The sequence below is a fragment of the Streptomyces sp. NPDC054765 genome (assembly GCF_053612065.1).
In genome coordinates, this window is record NZ_JBSHBP010000015.1 from 1 (window position 1) to 21,182 (window position 21,182).

Consider the following 21,182-nt stretch of genomic DNA (forward strand, 5'->3'; position numbering starts at 1 on the left):
CTCCGGAAGGGAGCGGGGCCCACCCGTCCGGGGCCGGTGCCCTCACGGCACGGGCCCCCGATGCGTCAGCCACGGCCCCACGGGGGGACCGGCAGCGGTCTCAGACGGAGACCAGGTCGCAGACGAAGATCAGCGTCTCGCCCGGGGCGATCAGGCCGCCGCCGGCGCCGCGGTCGCCGTACGCAAGGTGCGCGGGGATGGTCAGCCGGCGACGGCCGCCGACCTTCATGCCCTGCACGCCCTGGTCCCAGCCGGCGATGACCTGGCCGGCGCCCAGCTGGAACTGCAGCGGCTTGCCGCGGTTCCAGCTCGCGTCGAACTCCTCGCCGGTGCTGAACGACACGCCGACGTAGTGGACGGAGACGGTGTCCCCGGCCTTGGCGACCGGCCCGTCGCCCTCCGTCAGGTCCACGACCTCCAGCTCGCTGGGAGCCGGGCCCTCCGGAAAGTCGATCTCGGGCTTGTCGATGCTCACGAATGTGCTCCTACTTACGAATCTTTACGATTACCGGGCCAGTCTTGCAGATCTTGCCGATACCGCGGTCAGACCGTGCCGACGATGTCGACCGAGAAGACCAGGGTGTTCTTGTCCAGCCCGCTCTGCGGGTTCCCGGCGTACGCCAGCTTCGGCGGGATCACGATCTCCACCCGGTCACCGACATGCTTGCCGACCAGCGCCTTGTCCCAGCCCTGGACCACGTTCCCGGTGCCGATCTGGAAGGCGGTCGCGCCACCGTGGTTCCAGGACGAGTCGAAGGTCTTGCCGTCCTCCCACTTCACACCGGTGTACTGCGCGATCAGCCCGTCGCCCGCCTTCACCTCGGGGCCCTTGCCCTTGATCAGGACCTGCTCCTTGAGGTCCGTGGGCGCCTTCGCGCCCTTGGGGATGGTGATCTTCGCGGCCTTCGCGTCCGCGGCCGTCACCTCGGGCATCCCGCTCTCCGGCGGATCCTGCTTGCCCTCGGCCTTCGCCTTCTTGTCGACCGTCTTCGCGCCGACCACATCGACGACCCACACCAGGCCGTCCCCCGGCTTGATACCGGACTGCGGGTTCAGGCCCGCGCCGATCATCGCCTTGGCGGTGCCCTCGACCTCGAAACGGCTGCCGACCTTCTGCCCGGCGACCGCGGACATCACCTTCTGCGGCAGCATCTGCTGCGTCTGCTGGTCGGAGACCTCGCCGACGACCTGGCTGCGCGGAGCTCCCGGCTTGGCCCCGGGCTGCTTCATCCAGCTGCTGCCGAGGTTCTGGCCCTTCATCGACTTCGCCGAGAAGTCCAGCCGGACCACATCGCCCTTCTTGACCGTGGCGCCCTTGCCCTCGAGGAGGGTCTTGGTGACGACCTTGTCGGACGGCTTGGCGCCCTTCGGCACCGTGATCTTGGGCTCCGCCCCTGCCTTGCCCTCGACCTTGGCGACGGCGCCGCCCGACGAGCCCTTGCCGTCGTCGGACCCGCAGGCGGCGGTGAACAGCAGGACGGGCACGGTCAGCGCGGCCGCAGCGGCGCGACAGGTGTTCTTCGTGAGGTTCATCAGTCCAACTCGGGCTTGTGGGGTGGGTGGGCAATGCCCGCCACTCTACGACCTGTCCTGCCGGACGTTTCCCGGCACAACACGGCAATGTGCCGGGAGCTTCCGCTCCCGGCACACCACCGCATTCCCCGCGGGTCACATACCGGCGATCAGCTTCTCCACCCGGTCATCCACCGAACGGAACGGGTCCTTGCACAAGACCGTACGCTGCGCCTGGTCATTCAGCTTGAGATGCACCCAGTCGACCGTGAAATCACGGCGCTGCTCCTGCGCCCGGCGGATGAAGTCGCCGCGCAGCCTCGCACGGGTAGTCTGCGGCGGCACCGACTTGCCCTCGAAGATCTTCAAGTCGTTGCAGATCCGGGCCGCTTGCCCCTTCCGCTCCAGGAGGTAATAAAGCCCCCGGCGGCGGTGGATGTCGTGATACGCGAGGTCTATCTGCGCCACCCGGGGGTGGGACATGGTGATGTTGTTCTTTGTGCGATACCGCTCGATGAGCTGATGTTTCATCACCCAGTCGATCTCGGTCGAGATGCGGTCGAGCTCCTCGTCCCGGATCGCCTCCAGCGTACGGCCCCACAGTTCGAGGACTTGCTCGACGGTGCCCGTACGGATCCCGCGGCGGTCGCAGAAATCCACGGCCTTCTCGTAGTACTCCTGCTGGACCTCGAGCGCCGATGCCTCGCGCCCGCTGGCCAGCCGCACCTTGCGCTGGCCGGTGATGTCGTGGCTGACCTCGCGGATGGCCCGGATCGGGTTCTCCAGCGTCAGGTCGCGCATGACCGTGCCCGCCTCGATCATGCGCAGCACGAGATCGGTGGCCCCGACCTTCAGCATCATGGTCGTCTCGGACATATTGGAGTCACCGACGATGACATGCAGCCGTCGATATCGCTCGGCGTCCGCATGCGGTTCATCACGGGTATTGATGATCGGGCGGGAGCGGGTCGTCGCCGAGGAGACACCCTCCCAGATGTGCTCCGCACGCTGGCTGACGCAGTAGACGGCGCCCCGCGGAGTCTGCAGCACCTTTCCCGCGCCGCACAGCAGCTGACGGGTGACCAGGAACGGAATGAGGATGTCCGCGAGCCGGGAGAACTCACCATGCCGGGCGACGAGGTAATTCTCGTGACACCCGTAGGAGTTTCCCGCCGAATCGGTGTTGTTCTTGAAGAGATAGACGTCGCCCGCGATTCCCTCCTCATGCAGGCGGCGCTCGGCGTCGACGAGCAGGCCTTCGAGAATGCGCTCGCCGGCCTTGTCGTGAGTGACCAGCTCGGTCACGTTGTCGCACTCGGGGGTTGCATATTCCGGGTGCGATCCCACGTCCAGGTACAGGCGGGCGCCGTTCCGCAGGAAGACATTGCTGCTGCGGCCCCATGACACGACACGGCGGAAGAGGTACCGCGCCACTTCGTCAGGCGACAGTCGGCGCTGTCCCCTGAACGTGCACGTGACGCCGTACTCGTTCTCCAGCCCGAAAATGCGGCGGTCCATGACTGAACATTACGCCTGACGGCCTGCTCTGAAACCGGGTTCGACGGCCCCGTTTCGATCATTTTCCGCCGGGGCCGCACCCGCCGTACGCAGGACGGGATCCCCGAGAAATCGCTTCGTCGACAAAAGGACGAGCAGCGCGGCGAGCCCACCGGCGCCGGCTACCGCGAAACCCGCCACCGCGCCGCCGCTCTGAACAGCCGGACCCACCACCGAAGCACCTGCCGCCGATCCGACACCGAACGTCGTCACCAGCCAGGAAAACGCCTCCGTCACCGTGCCCTTGGGCGCATGCCGGTCCACGACCACGAACGCACAGGCCAGCGCAGGCGCCAGGAAGACCCCCGCGACACCGGTCAACGCCGTCATCCCGATGACACCCGGCACCAGCACCAGCGGCAGATAGCCCAGCGCCAGCAGGCCGATCAGCAGCCGCAGCCGGCCCTCCGGCCGCCCCGGCCACTCACGCGAGCCGTAGACGAGGCCGCCGGCCAGCGCGCCGACGCCCAGTGCGGACAGCAGCCAGCTGGCGACCATCCCCCCACCGTGCTCATCGGCGTACGCCACCGCCGCGACCGCGATCGACCCCAGCGCCAGCCCCACGAAGAAGAACGCCCCGATCAGCACCAGCATCCCGGCCGAGCGCAACGCCCCCAGCCAGTGGGCCTCCCGCGGACCACTGCGCCACTGCCGGGACGGCTCGGAGACGACCACGGAGAGCGCGCCGAGCACCCCGATCAGGTTGATGACCAGCAGTGCCACCCGCTCCGACCAGGCCGCCACGCACAGCGTCACCAGCAACGGCCCCACCGCGTACATGACTTCCTGCGCCACCGCGTCCAGCGCATAGGCGGCATGCACCCGGTCCGCGCGCTTGAGGACCCCGGGCCACAGCGCCCGCAGGCCGCCCTCCAGGGGCGGGGTGAAGAAACCGGCGATCACCATGGCGGCGAAGGCGAGCCACCGCACCTCCAGGCCGACGGCCGCGAGCAGCGCCATGCCGAGCGCGGAGAGCACCGAGGCGGGCAGCATCACCCGCGGCTGGCCGAAGAGGTCCACCGCCCGGCCCAGCAGTGGCTGGCCGACGGCATTGCAGACGCCGTAGACCGCCGAGAGCGCACCGGCCAGGGCGTAGCTGCCGCCCTCGGCGCGGATGAAGAGGACCACGGCCAGCGCCGCGGTGGCGTTCGGCAGCCTGCCGACCAGCGTCCCCGTCAGGAGCCGGGCCGCGTGCCGGGTTCTGAGCAGCTCCGCATATCCCGCGGCCATCCCTGCCCCTTTCCCGCCCGGACCGGGCGGACGTGTTACGTATAACCTTCGCCGTTATACGTATCATGACCACCATCTTCGGTCCACCCGCAGCGATCGAACGCGAGGAGCGAAACACCCGGTGACCAGCAATGAGTCCACCCCACCCGGCCGACGCCCGGCCGCCGGCCGCGCCACCGGCCAGGATCTGAACCGCGCCGCCGGCCACATCACCAGCCGGGACGTGGCCCGCGCCGCCGGAGTCTCCCAGGCCGCCGTCTCGCTCGTCCTGGGCGGCAAATGGCACGGCCGGGTCTCCCCCGCCAAAGCCGAAGCGGTTCGCACCGCCGCTCGCGACCTCGGATACCGCCCCAATCTCGCCGCCCGCAGCCTGCGGATGGGCCGCACCCGCACCGCGCTCCTGGTCGTCCCCGCCCTGACCACCGAATTCTTCGCCCGGGTCTACACCGGCGCGGCCCGGATCGCCGCCGCTCACGACTTCGGAGTGGTCCTCTATCCCTCCCCCGAAGGCATCGGCCCCGCTCGCGACCCCTTCGACTCCGCCTCGGCCACCCTGGACGGCGTGATCGCCTCCTCCATGGCCGCCGAAGCCCTCACCGCACTGCGGGACGCGGACCTGCCCCTGGTCATGCTGGACAGCGACCCCGGCGACGACCGGGCCACCGCCACCGTCAACCTCGATATCGCCGACGGCGTACGCCAGTTGACCACCCATCTGACGGCCCTCGGCCACCGCCGCATCACCCACCTCGCGGCCGAGGTGCACTCCTGGACCTTCGAGCTGCGCGCCCGCGCCGTCACCGAAGCCCTGGACCGCGTCCCCGGCACACTGCTGCGCCGGCAGCCGGCCGTCCTCGCCGTCGACGCCGGGCTGCACGCCGCGCACCTCGCCCTGACCGCACCCGGCCCGCGCCCCACCGCGCTGCTCTGCGACGACGACATCATCGCCGCCGGTGCCTGCAAAGCCGTACGCCGGCTGGGTCTGCGGGTCCCCGAGGACGTCTCCGTCACCGGCTTCGACGACCTGGCCCTGGCCCTCGCCGTCGAGCCGGAGCTGACGACCGTACGGCTGCCCGCCGAGGAATTCGGCGAGGCCGGCATGCGGGCCCTGATGAGCGTCCTCGACGGCCGCCCGGCCGAGGCCCCCACCCTGCCGGTGGAACTGATCGCCCGCGGCTCCACCGCCCCGCCCGCGGACGGGGCCCGGAACGCCACGCGCCCCGGCGGGCAGTGACCCACCGGGGCGCGCGACCGGGGGCACTCGGCCCCCTTGGCGTTACGTCACAGCAAGGGCTCCCCTTCGGAGCCGTCCTCGCCCGAAGCGCCCTTGCCCTTGGATCCCTTGTCCTTGGATTCCTTGTCCTTGGAGCCCTTGTCGCCGGTTCCCCCGGCGGTGGTCCCGGACTCCCCGGCACCGGTGCCGGCATCGGCATCGGCATCGGCATCCGCCGCCGCGTCCCCGGCACCCGCCCCGCCACTCTCGTCCAGCAGCCGGGACAGCTGCCGCCCCAGGATCCGCTTGAACTTGCGCTGCTGCGGGCGCGTCCGGTCCAGCGTCGCGACCTCGAGCTGCTCGGCGGTCAGCGTGCGCTCGCCGCCGTTGTTGTCGCGCGACAGCGACTCCACCGCCAGCTTGAGCGCCTCGGCCAGCGTCATACCGTCGCGGTGGCGCTGGTCGAGATAGCTGCTGATCTGGTCGGCGTTGCCACCGACCGCCACCGAGCCGTGCTCGTCGACGATCGAGCCGTCGTGCGGCAGCCGGTAGATCTGGTCGTCCTCGGCGGCGGCGCCGACCTCGGCGACGATCAGCTCGACCTCGTACGGCTTCTCGGCGGCGCTGGAGAAAATCGTGCCCAGCGTCTGGGCGTAGACGTTCGCCAGGCCCCGCGCGGTCACATCCTCGCGGTCGTAGGTGTAGCCCCGCAGATCGGCGTAGCGCACCCCGCCGATCCGCAGATTCTCGAACTCGTTGTATTTGCCGACCGCCGCAAAGGCGATCCGGTCATAGATCTCGCTGACCTTGTGCAGGGCGCGGGAGGGATTCTCGGCGACGAAGACCACGCCGTCGGTGTACTGCAGCACCACGACACTACGGCCGCGCGCAATGCCCTTGCGGGCGTACTCGGCGCGGTCGGCCATGGCCTGCTGGGGTGAGACATAGAACGGCGTCGACACCGGCTATCCGTCCCTTCCTGTCAAAAGCTCTCTCGATAGCGGGGGAAGCATTGCGGAACATCCGTCCCGTCAGAGCAGCGCGGCGCGCGGGCCGTCGGGCTGTTCCAAGCGGCGGTCGAGAACGGCACGGGCGATCTCCGCGACCTCGTCCTCCGCCAGCCTCCTGAAGCCGTCTTCGGAGATCACCGTGACGATGGGGTAGATCCGCCGCGCCATATCGGGGCCGCCGGTCGCCGAGTCGTCGTCGGCGGCGTCGTAGAGCGCCTGGACGACGGCGGTGGCGGCCTGGTTCTCCGTGAAATCTTCCCGGAAGAGCTTCTTCAGCGCGCTGCGTGCGAAGACCGAGCCGGAACCCGTCGCCGCGAAGCCGTGCTCCTCCGACCGACCGCCCGTCACGTCGTACGAGAAGATACGGCCCTTCTCGCGGTCGAGGTCGTAGCCGGCGAACAACGGCACCACGGCCAGGCCCTGCATGGCCATCCCCAGATTGCTGCGAATCATCGTCGACAGACGATTCGCCTTGCCCTCCAGGGAGAGTTGGGCACCCTCGACCTTCTCGAAGTGCTCCAGCTCCAGCTGGAAGAGCTTGACCATCTCCACCGCGAGGCCCGCCGTCCCCGCGATGCCGACCGCCGAATACTCGTCGGCCGGGAAAACCTTCTCGATATCGCGCTGCGCGATGACATTGCCCATCGTCGCCCGCCGGTCGCCGGAGAGCACCACGCCTCCCGGGAACGCCGTGGCCACGATCGTCGTGCCGTGCGGCGCCTCGATGGCACCCTGCACCGGCGGCAACGGCCGGCTGCCCGGCAGCAGACCGGGCGAGTGCTCGCCGAGGAAATCCATGAACGACGAGGATCCAGGCGTCAGGAAGGCAGCCGGTAGACGCCCGGTGCTTCGAGTATTGGCTTCCACACGTTTCCTTCCAGATACTCGGCCGCCCGCCTCAATACGTCCGGCCGATCCTTGAATTGACCCAAGGCTGCATTGCAACTGAAGCACAGTACGCCTCGGACCCTACCCGTCTCGTGATCGTGATCCACCTGCACCGGGTCGGCATCCAGGCAGATCGGGCACATCCAGCGCTGCTCCTTGCTGAGCGCGTCGCGCTCAGCTTCGCTCATGCCGTGGTGGCGCTTCAGGTGGCCTGCGCGCCCCTGCATCGCCTTGCACGCCTTGCACGCCTTGCAGAGTGTCGCCAAACCGTCCGACGCACTCCGGTTCCGCGTCCACTCACTGTGCGGTGTGATCTCGCCGCACGTGCGGCAGTGCTGGTGGCCCGCCGGTACGTCCACTCGCGGCCGAAGGCTGCGCCCCTCGGCCGTCTGACGGGCCCGGTGGTACGCCGACGCGCACCCCCGGCAGCAGGCCTGCGGCCCCTGACGCATCGCCCTGTTCCTTGCGAAGGCTGTCCGCGGCTTGTCCTCCTGGCACCGCGGACAGCGCTTCACACCTTGCTCTTCTGACACTCGAAGCCCCCGCCGCCCACAAGTCTTCGATTTCAAGGGAATTCAGGCCTATTGCCCGCCCTTTTGCACGAAGGAGCGCACAAAATCTTCTGCGTTCTCCTCGAGGACATCGTCAATCTCATCCAGCACCGAGTCCACGTCGTCCGACAATTTCTCCTGGCGTTCCTTGAGGTCTTCCGAAGCCTGCGCGTCCTGCGTCTGCTCCTCGGCCTCTTCGGTGGAACGCGTGGCCTTGGCCTGTCCGCCGCCGCTGTCCTTGGTCGCCATGTCCCTCACCCCGCTCGGTTCGCCCCGCTCGATGTGACCTTCAAGATCCGACCCTACAAGCAGGGTCCGACATCGGCCCTGCAGTTGCTGCAACGCCCGGGAGTCACCTCGATGATTCCCGTACCGCGACGATTTCAGCCGTAAATCGGCCATGGATCGCGATGAATTCTGTCGTGCACCTGCTGAAACTCAGCGGCCGGACAACGTCCTCACCAGTTCCTCTGCGGTTCGGCAGCGGTCAAGGAGCTCCTTGACGTGCTTACGGGTCCCCCGCAGCGGCTCCAGCGTGGGAACCCGTTGGAGGGAGTCACGACCGGGCAGGTCGAAGATGACCGAATCCCACGAGGCGGCCGCGACGTCGTCCGCGTACTGCTCCAGGCAGCGGCCGCGGAAATAGGCCCTGGTGTCCTCCGGTGGCTTCTGCTCGGCCCGCTCGACCTGCGGCTCGTCCAGGAGCCGCTTCATCTTGCCGCGTGCCGCCAGACGGTTGTACAGGCCCTTCTCAGGCCGCACGTCGGCGTACTGCAGGTCGATGAGGTGCAGTCGTGCCGCGTCCCAGTCCAGGCCGTCCCGGCGCCGGTAGCCCTCCATCAGCTCCCGCTTGGCAACCCAGTCCAGTTCGCCGGACAGGCTCATCGGATCGTTCTCCAGCCGGCCGAGCACGTCCTCCCACCTGGTCAGGACGTCCTTGGTCTGCTCGTCCGCATCCGCTCCGTAGCGGTCCTCGACATATTTGCGGGCCAGCTCGAAGTACTCCATCTGGAGCTGTACGCCGGTGAGCGTCCGGCCGCTGCGGAGCGTGATCAGATGTTGCAGAGTGGGGTCGTGGGAGACCTGGTGGAGGGTGCGTACGGGCTGGTCGACGGCCAGGTCGACGGCGATGAAGCCGTCCTCGATCATGGAGAGCACCAGGGAGGTGGTCCCCAGCTTCAGGTACGTCGAGATCTCGGAGAGGTTCGCGTCCCCGATGATCACGTGGAGCCGGCGGTATTTCTCCGCGTCCGCGTGCGGTTCGTCGCGGGTGTTGATGATGGGCCGTTTGAGCGTCGTCTCCAGGCCGACCTCCACCTCGAAGTAATCGGCGCGCTGGCTGAGCTGGAAGCCGTGCTCGTGGCCGTCCTGGCCGATGCCGACCCGGCCGGCCCCGGTGACCACCTGGCGCGAGACGAAGAACGGCGTCAGGTGCCGCACGATGTCCGAGAAGGGGGTCTCCCGCTTCATCAGGTAGTTCTCGTGCGTGCCGTAGGAGGCGCCCTTGTTGTCGGTGTTGTTCTTGTAGAGGTGGATGGGCTGGGCGCCGGGGACCTGGGCGGCCCGTTCGGCGGCCTCGGCCATGATCCGCTCGCCGGCCTTGTCCCACAGCACCGCGTCATGCGGATTGGTGACCTCGGGGGCGCTGTATTCGGGGTGGGCATGGTCGACGTAGAGCCTGGCGCCATTGGTGAGGATCACGTTGGCCAGGCCGATGTCCTCGTCCGTGAGCTGACTGGCGTCCGCGTTCTCACGCGCGAGGTCGAAGCCGCGGGCGTCCCGCAGCGGGTTCTCCTCCTCGAAATCCCAGCGGGCACGGCGTGCCCGGTGCATCGCGGCCGCGTAGGCGTTGACGACCTGGGACGAGGTGAGCATGGCATTGGCGTTCGGGTGGCCGGGGACGGAGATCCCGTACTCCGTCTCGATTCCCATTACTCGCCGTACGGTCATGCGGCCCTCCTTGCCCGGCGGCGCCCCCGGATGGGGTCGGCGCTCAAGTACCGCTGTGCTTCCGGTCCGTGTGCGTGCCCCACGCCCGCACAGCGTGACGCAGCGGTACCGAAGAGCCTAGAACGCCTTTGCGGCGCTGGGGAGATCATTACAGTCATTGCTCCAGTCCGGTTTTCCCTGGTCCACCGCGCCCTTATGGGGTGCGGTTCTGGCGCCCCCCGGAAAAGCGTCCGGCTGCGGACGCCCCGTGCAGGACATCCGCAGCCGGAGAGCGGTGTTACAGGTATTGGCCGGTATTCGCCACCGTGTCGATGGAGCGGCCGGTGTCCGCGCCCTGCTTTCCGGTGACGAGGGTGCGGATGTAAACGATCCGCTCGCCCTTCTTTCCGGAGATCCGGGCCCAGTCGTCCGGGTTGGTGGTGTTGGGCAGGTCTTCGTTCTCCTTGAACTCGTCCACGCAGGCCTGGAGGAGGTGGGAGACCCGAAGCCCCTTCTGATGGTGTTCGAGGAAGGCCTTGATGGCCATCTTCTTTGCGCGTCCTACGATGTTTTCGATCATCGCACCGGAGTTGAAGTCCTTGAAATAGAGGACTTCCTTGTCACCATTGGCGTAGGTGACCTCCAGGAAGCGATTTTCCTCGGATTCCGCATACATCTGCTCGACGACGGATTGAATCATTCCGCTTACTGCCGCCTTCCGCGAGTCGCCGTGTTCGGCGAGGTCGTCGGAGTGCAGCGGAAGATTTTCCGTGAGGTACTTCGAGAAGATGTCCTTGGCGGCCTCCGCGTCCGGTCGTTCGATCTTGATTTTGACGTCGAGACGGCCGGGTCGCAGGATCGCGGGGTCGATCATGTCCTCGCGGTTCGAGGCGCCGATCACGATCACGTTTTCGAGGCCCTCGACACCGTCGATCTCGGAGAGCAGCTGCGGGACGATGGTGTTCTCCACGTCCGAGCTGACGCCGGATCCCCGGGTGCGGAAGAGGGAGTCCATCTCGTCGAAGAAGACGATGACGGGGGTGCCCTCGCTCGCCTTTTCCCTGGCGCGCTGGAAGACCAGCCGGATGTGCCGCTCCGTCTCGCCGACGTATTTGTTGAGCAGCTCGGGGCCCTTGATGTTGAGGAAGAAGCTCTTCCCCGCGGGCTGACCGGTCACCTCGGCGACCTTTTTGGCAAGGGAGTTGGCGACCGCCTTGGCGATGAGGGTCTTGCCGCAGCCCGGCGGGCCGTACAGCAAGACACCCTTGGGCGGGCGGAGTTCGTGCTCCTTGAAGAGGTCGGGGTAGAGGTACGGAAGCTCGACCGCGTCCCGGATCAGTTCGATCTGGCCGCCCAGACCGCCGATCTTGGTGTAGTCGATGTCCGGAACCTCTTCGAGGACGAGTTCTTCGACCTCGCTCTTCGGGATGACCTCGTAGACGTAGCCGGAGCGGGGTTCGAGGAGCAGGGCGTCGCCGGGGCGGATGGTGATGTCCAGCAGCGGCTCGGCGAGCCTCACCACCCGTTCCTCGTCGGTGTGCCCGATCACCAGGGCGCGCTCGCCGTCCTCGAGGATCTCCTTGAGGGTGACGATGTCGCCGGCGCTCTCGAACTTCATGGCCTCGACCACATTGAGCGCTTCATTGAGCATGACCTCTTGGCCGCGCCTGAGGTCCCCGGTCTCCACACTCGGGCTGACATTCACCCGGAGTTTTCTGCCTCCGGTGAAAATGTCGACCGTGTCGTCCTCGTTCGTCTGCAGGAAGACACCGAAGCCGGCCGGCGGCTGCGCGAGCCGGTCGACCTCCTCTTTGAGCGCGACGATCTGGTCGCGGGCCTCGCGGAGAGTATTGGCGAGACGCTCGTTCTGTGCCGAGACGCCGGCCAGGTTGGTCTGCAGCTCGACGATCCGCTCTTCGAGAATCCTCGTGTGCCGCGGAGAGTCGGCGAGCTTGCGTCGCAGGACGGCGATCTCCTGCTCGAGATAGGCAACCTGACCGGCGGGATCTTCAGACCCTCGCCCCGGCCGGATGCCGCGGTTGATGTCGTCGTCGTGGGCTGCCACGGTCCTCACCTCCTCCAAGGAGCTGGACGCTTCCTGACCCTACCTGGGCCGGTGCAGGTTGAAACCCCTAGATCGAAAAGACTGTCGGGGCGTGTCCGATCTTCACCCTTGCGCACGTCCTCACGCCAAGGGAATACCCACCCAACAACATCGGAAAGCGAGCGGTTGTATCGTCGAGTCGGTCAACACCCGTCAGGGCTGGCGCCACTTAGACAAAAACGGTTCACGTACGCAGGAACGGCAGGCGAGATGACCGCACAGGACGAAGCCCCAGAGCTGGAAGTATGGATCGACCAGGATCTGTGCACCGGGGACGGCATCTGTGCGCAGTACGCGCCGGAGGTCTTCGAGCTCGACATCGACGGGCTGGCATACGTGAAGAGCGGCGACGACGAGCTGCTGCAGGACAAGGGGGCGACAACGCCCGTCCCGCTGAAGTTGCTCGATGACGTGCGGGACTCCGCGAAGGAGTGCCCCGGGGACTGCATCCACGTCCGCCGCGTCAAGGACCTCGTCGAGGTCTACGGTCCGGACGCGGAGTAGCCGGCGCGGCGCGGAACGCACCGGCCGGCCACATCATGTGACGGGTCACACACGCCCGGTGCTCATGGCGGCGGGGAGTTCGCTCTCAACGAACTTCCCGCCGGTCCATTGCCATTTGACGCTCTTGTGCACGTCCGGGCAGCAGCGCGGAACGTCGAGCGTGGAGTAGCCCAGGAGCGCCGCTGAGATCGCGCCATCCCTGAAGGTCAGGGTTTGGACGCTGCGCTGCCGGGCGGGCGCGAGGAGTGTCGCCACGATCCGCGGTGCGGCCTTGGCGCCGGCCGACGGCTGCGCGAGGACATAGACGCCGCTGGGCGGGGTGCCGGTGTCACTGTGGCAGCGGACCACCGCGACGGTCTCGGTGGTGCCGTCGCCGTCGAGGTCGCCGGAGGCCTTCTTCACGATGTCGAGGCGGTGGGGGCCGCAGTCGACCGGAAAGGTCACCCCGGCCGGGTCGGGAGCGGCCGTCGAGCGGTGGCCGGCCGTGGCGCGGCCGGAGGTCGTGGCCTTGGCGTCGGGGGGCTGGACGAAGGACGCGGCCGCGACGACCGCCGAGATGGCGGTGGCCGTGGCGAGCCAGTGCACGGGGCGCGGCTGGGTGTGCAAGAGGTCCTGGCCTGCCATGGGCTGCACGCGGGTAACTCCTGTGAAGTGCTGTACCGGTGGGAGTGCCCAGCATGGTTCCACAGGAGGATGCGCCAAGGAACCGGCCGGGCCGGAGATTTCCGTGCAGATCCGGTGGGGGAAACGAAGGGGCGCCGCCGGCGGTTCCCGGTGGGGGAACTCGTCGGCGGCGCCTGGTGATTCGGTGGCCGGATCCGGACGGTCAGCCGCGCTCGGCGGAGCCGCCTCCGGATGCCGCTGCCTGGTCCTTGCCGGGCCCGCTGTAGTCGTCGCCGTAGGCGCCCTTGGCGGGGCGGCGGCGGCGCAGCGGGGGCTCGACGCCGTCGGCGAGGCGGCGGGCGGTCAGCAGGAAGCCGGTGTGGCCGATCATGCGGTGGTCGGGGCGGACGGCGAGGCCCTCGACGTGCCAGGTGCGGACCATGGTCTCCCAGGCCGACGGCTCGTTGAAGGTGCCGTGCTCGCGGATCGCCTCGACGGTGCGGGCCATCTGCGTCGTCGTCGCGACGTAGGCGCAGAGGATGCCGCCGGGGACGAGGGCCTTGGAGACGGCCTCCAGGCACTCCCAGGGGGCGAGCATGTCGAGGATGACGCGGTCGACGTCGGTGTCGGAGAGGTTGTCCTGGAGGTCACCGACGGTGAGCGTCCACGCGGGGTGCGGGCCGCCGAAGTAGCGCTCGACGTTCTGCGTGGCGATCTCGGCGAAGTCGGCGCGGCGCTCGTAGGAGTGCAGCATGCCGTCGTCGCCGATGGCACGCAGCAGGAAGCTGCTGAGCGAGCCGGAGCCCACACCGGCCTCGACGACGCGGGCGCCGGGGAAGATGTCGGCCATCGCCAGGATCTGCCCCGCGTCCTTGGGGTAGACCACGGCGGCGCCGCGGGGCATGGACAGGACGTAGTCGGGGAGCAGCGGGCGCAGCGCAAGGTAGGCGACGTTCCCGGTGGTACGGACAACACTGCCCTCGGGAGCACCGATCAGCTCGTCGTGGGGGAAGGCTCCCTTGTGGGTGTGGAAGCTTTTTCCCTCTTCGAGCGTGAAGGTGTAGTGGCGTCCCTTGGGATCGGTGAGCTGGACCTGGTCCCCGACCTTGAAGGGCCCGCGACGGCGGGCGGCACCGGTCGGTTCGGACATGTGACCAGCCTACCGGCCCGTCGGGACGCCGCGGACCAGCGGGCGGCGAACCGAGCCCGGTCAAGCAGCCTTACGGGCCATGGCGGAGACGAAGGCCCGCTCGACGTCGGCGGTGGACAGCACACCGTAGATCTCGCCGGTCTCCTCGACGACGAGGTATTCGGTGGCGGGGGTGGCGCGCAGGTACTCCAGGAGGTCCTCGCCGGCGAGTTCGGCGGAGACCCGCATCCCGTCCTTGAGGTCCTGGGCGAGGGTGCCCACCGGGACCCAGGGGCGGCGGTGGTCGGGGACGCCGACGATGGCGGCCTCACGGACGAGGGCGGTGGGGGTGCCCTGGCGGTCGACGACGACCAGGGCGCGGGCGCCGGCGTCATTGGCGCGGCGCAGTCCCTCGGAGAGCGGGGTGTCGGTCTCGACGGGGACGGCGCGCCGGGTCAGGGTGCGGGCGGTGAGGTCGGGGAGGCGTTCCCGCAGCCGGGCCATGCGCAGGCTGTTGCCGGCGCCGGTCCAGATGATGGCGGCGAGGATCGCGGCGAGCAGGGCGTCGGTGAGCGAGTCGGCGCCGCCGATTTCGGGGCGGGCGGTGCCGAGGGCGCCGGTGTGGGTGAGCAGCGGCAGCCCGATGAGGACGGTGACGGCGAGCGCGCGGCCGACCCAGGCGGCGGCGACGGTGCCGCTCATGGGCCTGCCGGTGATCTTCCAGACGATGGCGCGCAGCATCCGGCCGCCGTCCAGGGGCAGGCCGGGCAGCAGGTTGAAGATCGCGACGATCAGGTTGGAGATCATCAGGCCGGCGAGCAGGACGCCGGGCACGGTGCCGGGCTCGACCAGCTGCATACCGGCGTAGAAGACCCCGGCGAGAACGAGGGAGAGCAGCGGCCCGACGAAGGCGAGGACGAACTCCCGGCCGGGGGTCTCGGTCTCCTTCTCGATCTCCGAGACGCCGCCGAAGAACTGCAGCTGGATGCGCCGTACGGGGAGCTTGAAGTGGAGCGCAGCCACGGTGTGGGCCAGCTCGTGGACGAGCACCGAGGCGTAGAAGGCGACGGCGAAGAACAGCGAGACGAGGTAGCGGGCGGCGCCGAGCTCGGGCAGGACGCGCTCCAGCTGGCCGCCGAAGACCCAGGTGATCAGGGCGGCGACGAGGAACCAGCTGGGGGCGACGTAGACGGGTACGCCGAAGGGACGGCCCATCAGGATGCCGCCGCCGCTGCCCTTCCTCCTGCCCGGCGGGGGCGGCTTGGGCTCGTTGGTGTGCCTGGGCGGCTCGGGCGGCTGGGGCCGCACGGACTCCTCGGGGTCCTGCGACTTCCCGCTCTCGTCCACGACGTCCCCTCATCGAATACGGCTTCGCCCCTGCTCGGCCTGATATCTCGATCATGCAGGGCGCAGGGGTCCAAGGTCGATGGTATGCGGAGTGCTTCGGCCCGATCCGCTGCGGGGCCCTGCGCCGGTGACCCGTCCGCGCTTGTCAGTGGCGGGCCGTAGGGTTTTGTGGCATGGGATGGAGCACGGAGCAGGCCGAGGCGGGTACGCAGGGCGGGCAGGCCGGGTCCGGTGGGGTGACCGCCGGGGCGGGGGCGCAGGGCGGGGAGGCGGCGCGGGCGCCGGTGGCGCTGTCGCCGTCGCGGGCGAGCGATTTCCTGCAGTGTCCGCTGCTGTACCGCTTCCGGGTGATCGACAGGCTGCCGGAGAAGCCGAGCGCCGCGGCGACGCGCGGCACGGTCGTGCATGCGGTGCTGGAGCGGCTCTTCGACGCTCCGGCGGCGGAGCGTACGGCCGTGGGGGCGCGCGCCATGGTGCCGGGTGAGTGGGAGAAGCTGCTGGCCAAGCGGCCGGAGCTGGCGGAGCTGTTCGCGGACGACGCGGAGGGCGAGCGGCTGGCGCAGTGGCTGGCCGAGGCCGAGGCGCTGGTGGAGCGGTGGTTCTCGCTGGAGGATCCGACGCGGCTGGAGCCGGCGGACCGTGAGCTGTATGTCGAGACGGTGCTGGATTCGGGGCTGCGGCTGCGGGGGTTCATCGACCGGGTGGATGTCGCGCCGACGGGCGAGGTGCGGATCGTCGACTACAAGACCGGCAAGGCGCCGCGGCCGCAGTTCGCCGAGGGCGCGCTGTTCCAGATGAAGTTCTATGCGCTGGTGATGTGGCGGCTGCGCGGTGTGGTGCCGCGGCGGCTGCAGCTGGTCTATCTGGGCAGCGGCGATGTGGTGACGTACGACCCGGGTGAGGCCGATCTGCGGGGCGTGGAGCGGAAGTTGCTGGCGCTGTGGGAGGCGATCCGGCTGGCGACGGCGACCGGCGACTGGCGGCCGCGGCCGACGAAGCTGTGCGGCTGGTGCGACCACCAGGCGCACTGTCCGGAATTCGGCGGCACTCCCCCGGTCTATCCCCTGGAGATCCGCCCGGCGGACGACGGCGGGGTGCCACAGGGCAGAATGGGCGGCATCTAGGCGCTGATCGCCCGGACAGGTCTGACAAAGGAGAGCTCGTGGCCATTCGCGTCCTGCTGGTCGACGACCAGCCCCTGCTGCGTACGGGTTTCCGGATGATTCTGGAGGCGGAGCAGGATCTGGCGGTCGTCGGCGAGGCCGGTGACGGTCTGCAGGCGCTGGAGCAGGTGCGGGCGCTGCAGCCCGATGTGGTGCTGATGGACATCCGGATGCCGCGGATGGACGGTGTCGAGGCGACCCGGCAGATCACGGGTCCGGCGAAGGACGGCCCGGCGAAGGTGCTGGTGCTGACGACGTTCGATCTGGACGAGTATGTCGTCGAGGCACTGCGGGCGGGGGCGAGCGGCTTTCTGCTCAAGGACGCGCCGGCCAATGAACTGGTGCAGGCGATCCGGGTGGTGGCGGGGGGCGAGGCGATGCTCGCGCCGAGCATCACGCGCCGGCTGCTGGACAAGTACGCGGGCCATCTGCCGTCCGGCGAGGAGCCGGTGCCGGACACGCTGCACACCCTCACCGATCGCGAGGTGGAGGTGCTGAAGCTGGTGGCGCGCGGACTGTCGAATGCGGAGATCGCCGCGGATCTGTTCGTGAGCGAGACGACGGTGAAGACCCATGTGGGGCATGTGCTGACGAAGCTGGGACTGCGCGACCGGGTGCAGGCGGCGGTGTACGCGTACGAGAGCGGCCTGGTGCGCCCCGGCGCGCAGTAGAGGGCGTGGACGGCGGGGTCCTGACGGCCCGGCACACGAACGACGGCGGGGCCGGCCCGGGAACTCCCGGGCCGGCCCCGCCGTCGTGGTGACAGGAGCCGGCCGCATCTCGGCGTCAGGGGCCGGTCAGGCGTCGGTGGACTTGCTGATCTCCCAGAACCGGAAGACGGTCGAGGCGTCCAGGGTCCATTCCAGGCCGGAGACACTGTCGCGGGCCACCGCGTACTGCTTGCCCTGCCACAGCGGGATGACCGGCACGTCCCGGGCGATGATGTCCTGCAGTTCGCGGAAGGTGGCCTTGGTGGCGCCGCGGTCGGGCTGGTCCGCCGTCCTGGGCAGCAGGTGGCCGGTGATGGTGGGCGAGCTGTAGTGGTTGGACAGCACACTGTCCTTGCCGAAGAACGGCTGGGTGAAGTTGTCCGGGTCCGGATAGTCGGGGATCCAGCCCTTGACGTAGACGCCGAACCGGCCGGCCGCCGCGCCCTGCTCGAACTCCTTGGTGGGCAGGCTGCGCACCGTGGCGTCGAACAGGCCGCCGGCGTTGAGCTGGTGGGCGATTTCCTGGAACGCGGGGACGGTGCCGGGGCCGAACCGGTCGGGGGTGGCCCACAGGGTGAGCGGCACCTTGCCGGTGAAGCCCGCCGCGCGCAGCGCGGCCTTGGCCTTGTCGGGCCGCGGGCTGTCGCCGTAGGTGTCGAAGAAGGAGGTGCTGTGGCCGGTGATGCCGGCCGGGACGATCGAGTACAGCGGTTCCGCGGTGTGCTGGTAGACGTCCCGGACGAGGCTGGAGCGGTCCAGGAGGTAGGCGATCGCCTTGCGGACGCCCAGCTTGCCGGCGACCGGGTCCTTGAGGTTGAAGACCAGGTGCATGACCTCGGCGCTGCCGCCCTCGACGACCTGGGTGCCGTGCTGCTGCTTCAGCGAGGCGTTGTCGAGGGCCGCGAGGTCCTTCATGGCCAGACCGCGGTAGGCGAGGTCGACATCGCCCTTCTCGACGGCCTTCTTGAGCTTGTCGGCACGGTCGAAGAACTTCACGGTCATACCGGAGTTCTTGGTCTTGGCCGGGCCCTTGTACGAGCCGTTGACGCCGAAGACGGCCTGCCGGGGGCTGTACTCCTTGAGGGTGTAGACGCCGGAGCCGGTGGCCTTGCCGTCGGTGCGCAGCCGGTCGGCGGGGTAGTCGGCGTGGTCGACGATGGAGCCGGCGCCCGAGGCTATCTTCATCGGGAAGGTCGCGTCGGGGGTCTTCAGCCGGAAGATCACGGTCTTGGCGTCCGGCGCCTCGACGCTGTCGAGCGCGGAGAACATCACGGCGGGGCCGTTCGCGTCCTTGATGCGCCGGGTGCGGTCGAAGGAGTACTTGACGTCCTTCGAGGTCAGCTCGTCACCGTTGCTGAAGGTGAGGCCGTCCTTGAGGGTGCAGCGGTAGACCTTGCTGTCGCTGTCGGTGAAGGCGCAGCGCTCGGCGGCCTCCGGCTCGGGCGTGGTGCTTCCCTTGGGGAAGCTCAGCAGGGACTGGAAGACGTTGTTGAACAACAGCCACGATCCCGGCTCGTAGCCGGATGCCGGGTCGGTCGACACGACCTTGTCCGTCATCCCCATGACCACGGGTTCGCCGGTCCCGGCCGCCCCCGAGTCGTCCGTGCCGCACCCGGCGAGCGCGAGCAGAGTTGTCGCCAGCCCCGCTCCGATCGGGGCGGCCAGCCACTGGTCACGCTTCCTCACTAAACGGTCCTCACGTTCTGGGTGGTGCCTGTCGGGCCGTGGCGGGGAGACCGCGGCGGGGGTGTGCTGCATCGGTCGGGTCCGGGGCCTCAGTTGGCGACGCCGCGGCCGAGCTCCCAGATCTGCAGCGACGAGGAGGAGTTGAGGGCCCATTCGATGCCGGTGACGTCATCGCGGGCGACCACGTACTGCTTGCCCTGCCACAGCGGGAGGAGCGGTACGTCCTTGGCGAGGATGTCCTGCGCCTGCTTGAAGTTCGCCGCGGCGGCGTTGCGGTCGGTCTGCTGCCGGCTGGCCGGGAGCAGCTGCGACTCGATCTTGGTGTTGCGGTACGGGGAGCCGAGGAAGTTGTGCTTGCCGAGGAACGGCCCGAGGTAGGTGTCCGCGTCCGGGAAATCCGCGAACCAGCCCATGTTGTAGACGCTGTACTTGCCGTCCACGGAGTCGGTGCGGTACTGCTGCCAGCTGTCGATGCCCTTGATGCTGACGTCGAACAGTTTGGTGTCGTTGAGCTGGCGCTGCAGCACACGGATTTCGTTGGCCGTGCTGGAGCCGTAGTGGTTCGTGGTGTACGTGAGGGTGAACTTCACCGGGGTGGTGATGTTCGCCTGCTGCAGCGTCTTACGGGCGGCGGCGGCGCTGGGGTTGCCGTACGTGGTGAAGAACGAGTTGATGTGACCGGTGACACCGGTGGGAACCATCGAGTAGAGAGGGTCGCCGGTGTAGGCATAGACGTCGCGGACCAGCTCCGAGCGGTTGACGATCTGCGCGACCGCCTTCCGCACGGCCTGGTTGGAGACGGCCGGGTCCTTGGTGTTGAAGACGAGGTAGCGGATCTCCTGGCCCGGCATCTCCTGGAGCATGAGGTGCTGGTCGCGGGCGTTCTCCAGGCCCTTGATCTGAGCGGGCGACAGCCCGCGGTACATCAGGTCGACACCGCCCTTGCGCAGCGCCTGCTCCGTGGCCTTGGCGTCGGCGAAGAAGCGCATCTCGACCGTGTCGCTCTTCACGTGCACGCCACCCTTGTAGGTGGGGTTCTTGGTGAAGGTGACCTTGGTGATGCGGTTGTTCTTGCGCTCCGCCTTGAGGGTGTACGGGCCGGAGCCGACCACGTTGAAGCCGCTGTAGAGACGGTCCTTCGGGTACACCTCGCTGTCGACGATGGCCGCCGCGGGCGTGGCGAGCTTCTGCGGGAAGGTGGCGTCCGGCTTGGTGAGGTGGAAGACCACCTCGGTGTCGCTGGGCGCCTCGACCTTGTCGATGCCGTCGAGCAACGACACCGGACCGTTGGTGTTGTTGATGGTCCGCATACGGTCGATGGAGAACTTGACGTCCTGCGCCGTCAGCGCATGACCGTTCGAAAACTTCAGGCCACGGCGCAGGGTGCAGCGGTACTGCTCGTTCTGGGTGTCGCGGAACCCGCAGGTCTCCGCGGCCTCGGGCACCGGCGCGGTGCCGGACCGGGGCAGCCGCATCAGCGTCTGGAGGGTGCCGCGCAGCACGTTCCATGCGTCGACGTCGTAGGCCTGCGCCGGGTCGAGCGGGGCGGGCTGCGCCTTGGTCGCCTCGATCTGGGAGGCGACGCCCACGACGACCGGATCGCCGCCTGCGCCCGCACCATCCGTGCTGCCACAGGCGGCGAGGACGGGGGCGAGGAGACCGGCCAGCGCCGGCAGCACCAGGGTCTTGCGATTCATCGTCGGCAGGTTCCTTATCAGCGCAGAGGTGTTGCTCGCGTCGACATTAGTAGGAACGGCCAGCCGGTCTCAGACACAAAGGAGTTGCGTCGATATGGCTCCCGGATAACGACAGGCGGGTCCTCGATATCCGGACGGCGGAACGATTCGCACGTTGCTCCACCAATCCGGACACTTGCCCCCGCGGGAACCCCTCAGGAGACCCTCTGGAACACCCAGGTGGCCCGCTGTCGACGCCCCGGCACGTGAGAAACGTCACGCATTCAAGGAACCGTGGCACCGCAGCAATTCAGTCAGTGCATTCGTCACGGAAAATGAGCGGGCCGCTCCCCTCGGTTCCGGATGCCTT

General features: G+C 68.6%; 19 protein-coding genes. 4 read left to right on the forward strand and 15 right to left on the reverse strand.

All coding sequences use genetic code 11. From position 1 onward, the window contains the following. Window positions 1-100: 100 nt before the first annotated feature. The 4 genes from ACWGJY_RS12340 to ACWGJY_RS12355 form a co-directional block, all read right to left on the reverse strand. Window positions 101-475 carry an FKBP-type peptidyl-prolyl cis-trans isomerase gene (locus ACWGJY_RS12340; protein WP_453260725.1) on the reverse strand — a complete coding sequence of 125 codons (375 nt, stop codon included), beginning with the start codon at window positions 473-475 and terminating at the stop codon, window positions 101-103. 68 nt (window positions 476-543) lie between these two features. Continuing rightward, on the reverse strand, window positions 544-1,533 hold the full coding sequence (locus ACWGJY_RS12345; protein WP_453260726.1) for an FKBP-type peptidyl-prolyl cis-trans isomerase: 990 nt from the start codon (window positions 1,531-1,533) through the stop codon (window positions 544-546). Window positions 1,534-1,668: 135 nt separating this feature from the next. After that, window positions 1,669-3,030: a Pup--protein ligase gene (gene pafA, locus ACWGJY_RS12350; protein ID WP_453260727.1), complete on the reverse strand. Its 1,362-nt coding sequence runs from the start codon at window positions 3,028-3,030 to the stop codon at window positions 1,669-1,671. Between the two features lie 9 nt (window positions 3,031-3,039). Beyond that, on the reverse strand, window positions 3,040-4,299 hold the full coding sequence (locus ACWGJY_RS12355; RefSeq protein WP_453260728.1) for an MFS transporter: 1,260 nt from the start codon (window positions 4,297-4,299) through the stop codon (window positions 3,040-3,042). Window positions 4,300-4,420: 121 nt separating this feature from the next. Between ACWGJY_RS12355 and ACWGJY_RS12360 the strand changes: the two genes are divergently transcribed. Then, a complete protein-coding gene (locus tag ACWGJY_RS12360) occupies window positions 4,421-5,533 on the forward strand; it encodes a LacI family DNA-binding transcriptional regulator (protein WP_453260729.1) in 1,113 nt (370 codons plus the stop codon). Between the two features lie 47 nt (window positions 5,534-5,580). Here the strand turns inward: ACWGJY_RS12360 and prcA are convergent, their stop codons facing one another. The 6 genes from prcA to arc all read right to left on the reverse strand — a co-directional run bounded on the left by prcA (window position 5,581) and on the right by arc (window position 11,955). Beyond that, window positions 5,581-6,474 carry a proteasome subunit alpha gene (prcA, locus tag ACWGJY_RS12365; RefSeq protein WP_453260730.1) on the reverse strand — a complete coding sequence of 298 codons (894 nt, stop codon included), beginning with the start codon at window positions 6,472-6,474 and terminating at the stop codon, window positions 5,581-5,583. A gap of 69 nt (window positions 6,475-6,543) precedes the next feature. Further along, window positions 6,544-7,389, reverse strand: coding sequence for a proteasome subunit beta (gene prcB, locus ACWGJY_RS12370; RefSeq protein ID WP_453260731.1), 846 nt, complete (start codon window positions 7,387-7,389; stop codon window positions 6,544-6,546). Further along, window positions 7,341-7,637 carry an endonuclease VII domain-containing protein gene (locus tag ACWGJY_RS12375; RefSeq protein ID WP_453260732.1) on the reverse strand — a complete coding sequence of 99 codons (297 nt, stop codon included), beginning with the start codon at window positions 7,635-7,637 and terminating at the stop codon, window positions 7,341-7,343. The genes prcB and ACWGJY_RS12375 overlap by 49 nt, the downstream gene beginning before the upstream one ends. Before the next feature lie 354 nt (window positions 7,638-7,991). After that, window positions 7,992-8,210 carry a ubiquitin-like protein Pup gene (locus tag ACWGJY_RS12380; RefSeq protein ID WP_453260733.1) on the reverse strand — a complete coding sequence of 73 codons (219 nt, stop codon included), beginning with the start codon at window positions 8,208-8,210 and terminating at the stop codon, window positions 7,992-7,994. A 189-nt stretch (window positions 8,211-8,399) separates the two neighbouring features. After that, window positions 8,400-9,911, reverse strand: coding sequence for a depupylase/deamidase Dop (dop, locus tag ACWGJY_RS12385; RefSeq protein WP_453260734.1), 1,512 nt, complete (start codon window positions 9,909-9,911; stop codon window positions 8,400-8,402). Window positions 9,912-10,188: 277 nt separating this feature from the next. Next, window positions 10,189-11,955: a proteasome ATPase gene (arc, locus tag ACWGJY_RS12390; RefSeq protein ID WP_453260735.1), complete on the reverse strand. Its 1,767-nt coding sequence runs from the start codon at window positions 11,953-11,955 to the stop codon at window positions 10,189-10,191. A 249-nt stretch (window positions 11,956-12,204) separates the two neighbouring features. Between arc and ACWGJY_RS12395 the strand changes: the two genes are divergently transcribed. Beyond that, on the forward strand, window positions 12,205-12,498 hold the full coding sequence (locus tag ACWGJY_RS12395) for a ferredoxin (protein WP_030084810.1): 294 nt from the start codon (window positions 12,205-12,207) through the stop codon (window positions 12,496-12,498). A gap of 45 nt (window positions 12,499-12,543) precedes the next feature. Here the strand turns inward: ACWGJY_RS12395 and ACWGJY_RS12400 are convergent, their stop codons facing one another. From ACWGJY_RS12400 to ACWGJY_RS12410, 3 genes are all read right to left on the reverse strand, one after another. Then, on the reverse strand, window positions 12,544-13,122 hold the full coding sequence (locus ACWGJY_RS12400; protein ID WP_453260839.1) for a hypothetical protein: 579 nt from the start codon (window positions 13,120-13,122) through the stop codon (window positions 12,544-12,546). Window positions 13,123-13,324: 202 nt separating this feature from the next. Beyond that, window positions 13,325-14,251, reverse strand: a complete 927-nt coding sequence (locus ACWGJY_RS12405; RefSeq protein WP_453260736.1) for a tRNA (adenine-N1)-methyltransferase — start codon at window positions 14,249-14,251, stop codon at window positions 13,325-13,327. Window positions 14,252-14,311: 60 nt separating this feature from the next. Next, window positions 14,312-15,577, reverse strand: coding sequence for a site-2 protease family protein (locus ACWGJY_RS12410; RefSeq protein WP_453260737.1), 1,266 nt, complete (start codon window positions 15,575-15,577; stop codon window positions 14,312-14,314). Window positions 15,578-15,750: 173 nt separating this feature from the next. On the opposite strand from ACWGJY_RS12410, the gene ACWGJY_RS12415 reads away from it, so the two are divergent. Together ACWGJY_RS12415 and ACWGJY_RS12420 are read left to right on the forward strand one after the other, a co-directional pair. Continuing rightward, complete coding sequence (locus tag ACWGJY_RS12415) at window positions 15,751-16,701, forward strand: RecB family exonuclease (RefSeq protein ID WP_453260738.1); 951 nt, start codon at window positions 15,751-15,753, stop codon at window positions 16,699-16,701. A 38-nt stretch (window positions 16,702-16,739) separates the two neighbouring features. After that, window positions 16,740-17,411: a response regulator gene (locus tag ACWGJY_RS12420; RefSeq protein ID WP_453260739.1), complete on the forward strand. Its 672-nt coding sequence runs from the start codon at window positions 16,740-16,742 to the stop codon at window positions 17,409-17,411. A gap of 126 nt (window positions 17,412-17,537) precedes the next feature. On the opposite strand, the gene ACWGJY_RS12425 is transcribed toward ACWGJY_RS12420, so the two are convergent. Together ACWGJY_RS12425 and ACWGJY_RS12430 are read right to left on the reverse strand one after the other, a co-directional pair. Then, on the reverse strand, window positions 17,538-19,136 hold the full coding sequence (locus ACWGJY_RS12425; protein WP_453260740.1) for an ABC transporter substrate-binding protein: 1,599 nt from the start codon (window positions 19,134-19,136) through the stop codon (window positions 17,538-17,540). An 89-nt stretch (window positions 19,137-19,225) separates the two neighbouring features. After that, the gene (locus tag ACWGJY_RS12430) at window positions 19,226-20,833 is read right to left on the reverse strand and encodes an ABC transporter substrate-binding protein (protein WP_453260741.1); all 1,608 of its coding nucleotides are present in this window, start codon (window positions 20,831-20,833) and stop codon (window positions 19,226-19,228) included. Window positions 20,834-21,182: the final 349 nt, after the last annotated feature.

Bases quoted from the DNA above. Each gene is read 5' to 3' on its own strand.
- ACWGJY_RS12345 (WP_453260726.1), bottom strand. From the start codon at position 1,533: ATGAACCTCACGAAGAACACCTGTCGCGCCGCTGCGGCCGCGCTGACC.
- pafA (WP_453260727.1), bottom strand. From the start codon at position 3,030: ATGGACCGCCGCATTTTCGGGCTGGAGAACGAGTACGGCGTCACGTGC.
- ACWGJY_RS12355 (WP_453260728.1), bottom strand. From the start codon at position 4,299: ATGGCCGCGGGATATGCGGAGCTGCTCAGAACCCGGCACGCGGCCCGG.
- ACWGJY_RS12375 (WP_453260732.1), bottom strand. From the start codon at position 7,637: ATGCAGGGGCGCGCAGGCCACCTGAAGCGCCACCACGGCATGAGCGAA.
- ACWGJY_RS12380 (WP_453260733.1), bottom strand. From the start codon at position 8,210: ATGGCGACCAAGGACAGCGGCGGCGGACAGGCCAAGGCCACGCGTTCC.
- dop (WP_453260734.1), bottom strand. From the start codon at position 9,911: ATGACCGTACGGCGAGTAATGGGAATCGAGACGGAGTACGGGATCTCC.
- ACWGJY_RS12395 (WP_030084810.1), top strand. From the start codon at position 12,205: ATGACCGCACAGGACGAAGCCCCAGAGCTGGAAGTATGGATCGACCAG.
- ACWGJY_RS12400 (WP_453260839.1), bottom strand. From the start codon at position 13,122: ATGGCAGGCCAGGACCTCTTGCACACCCAGCCGCGCCCCGTGCACTGG.
- ACWGJY_RS12405 (WP_453260736.1), bottom strand. From the start codon at position 14,251: ATGTCCGAACCGACCGGTGCCGCCCGCCGTCGCGGGCCCTTCAAGGTC.
- ACWGJY_RS12415 (WP_453260738.1), top strand. From the start codon at position 15,751: ATGGGATGGAGCACGGAGCAGGCCGAGGCGGGTACGCAGGGCGGGCAG.
- ACWGJY_RS12430 (WP_453260741.1), bottom strand. From the start codon at position 20,833: ATGAATCGCAAGACCCTGGTGCTGCCGGCGCTGGCCGGTCTCCTCGCC.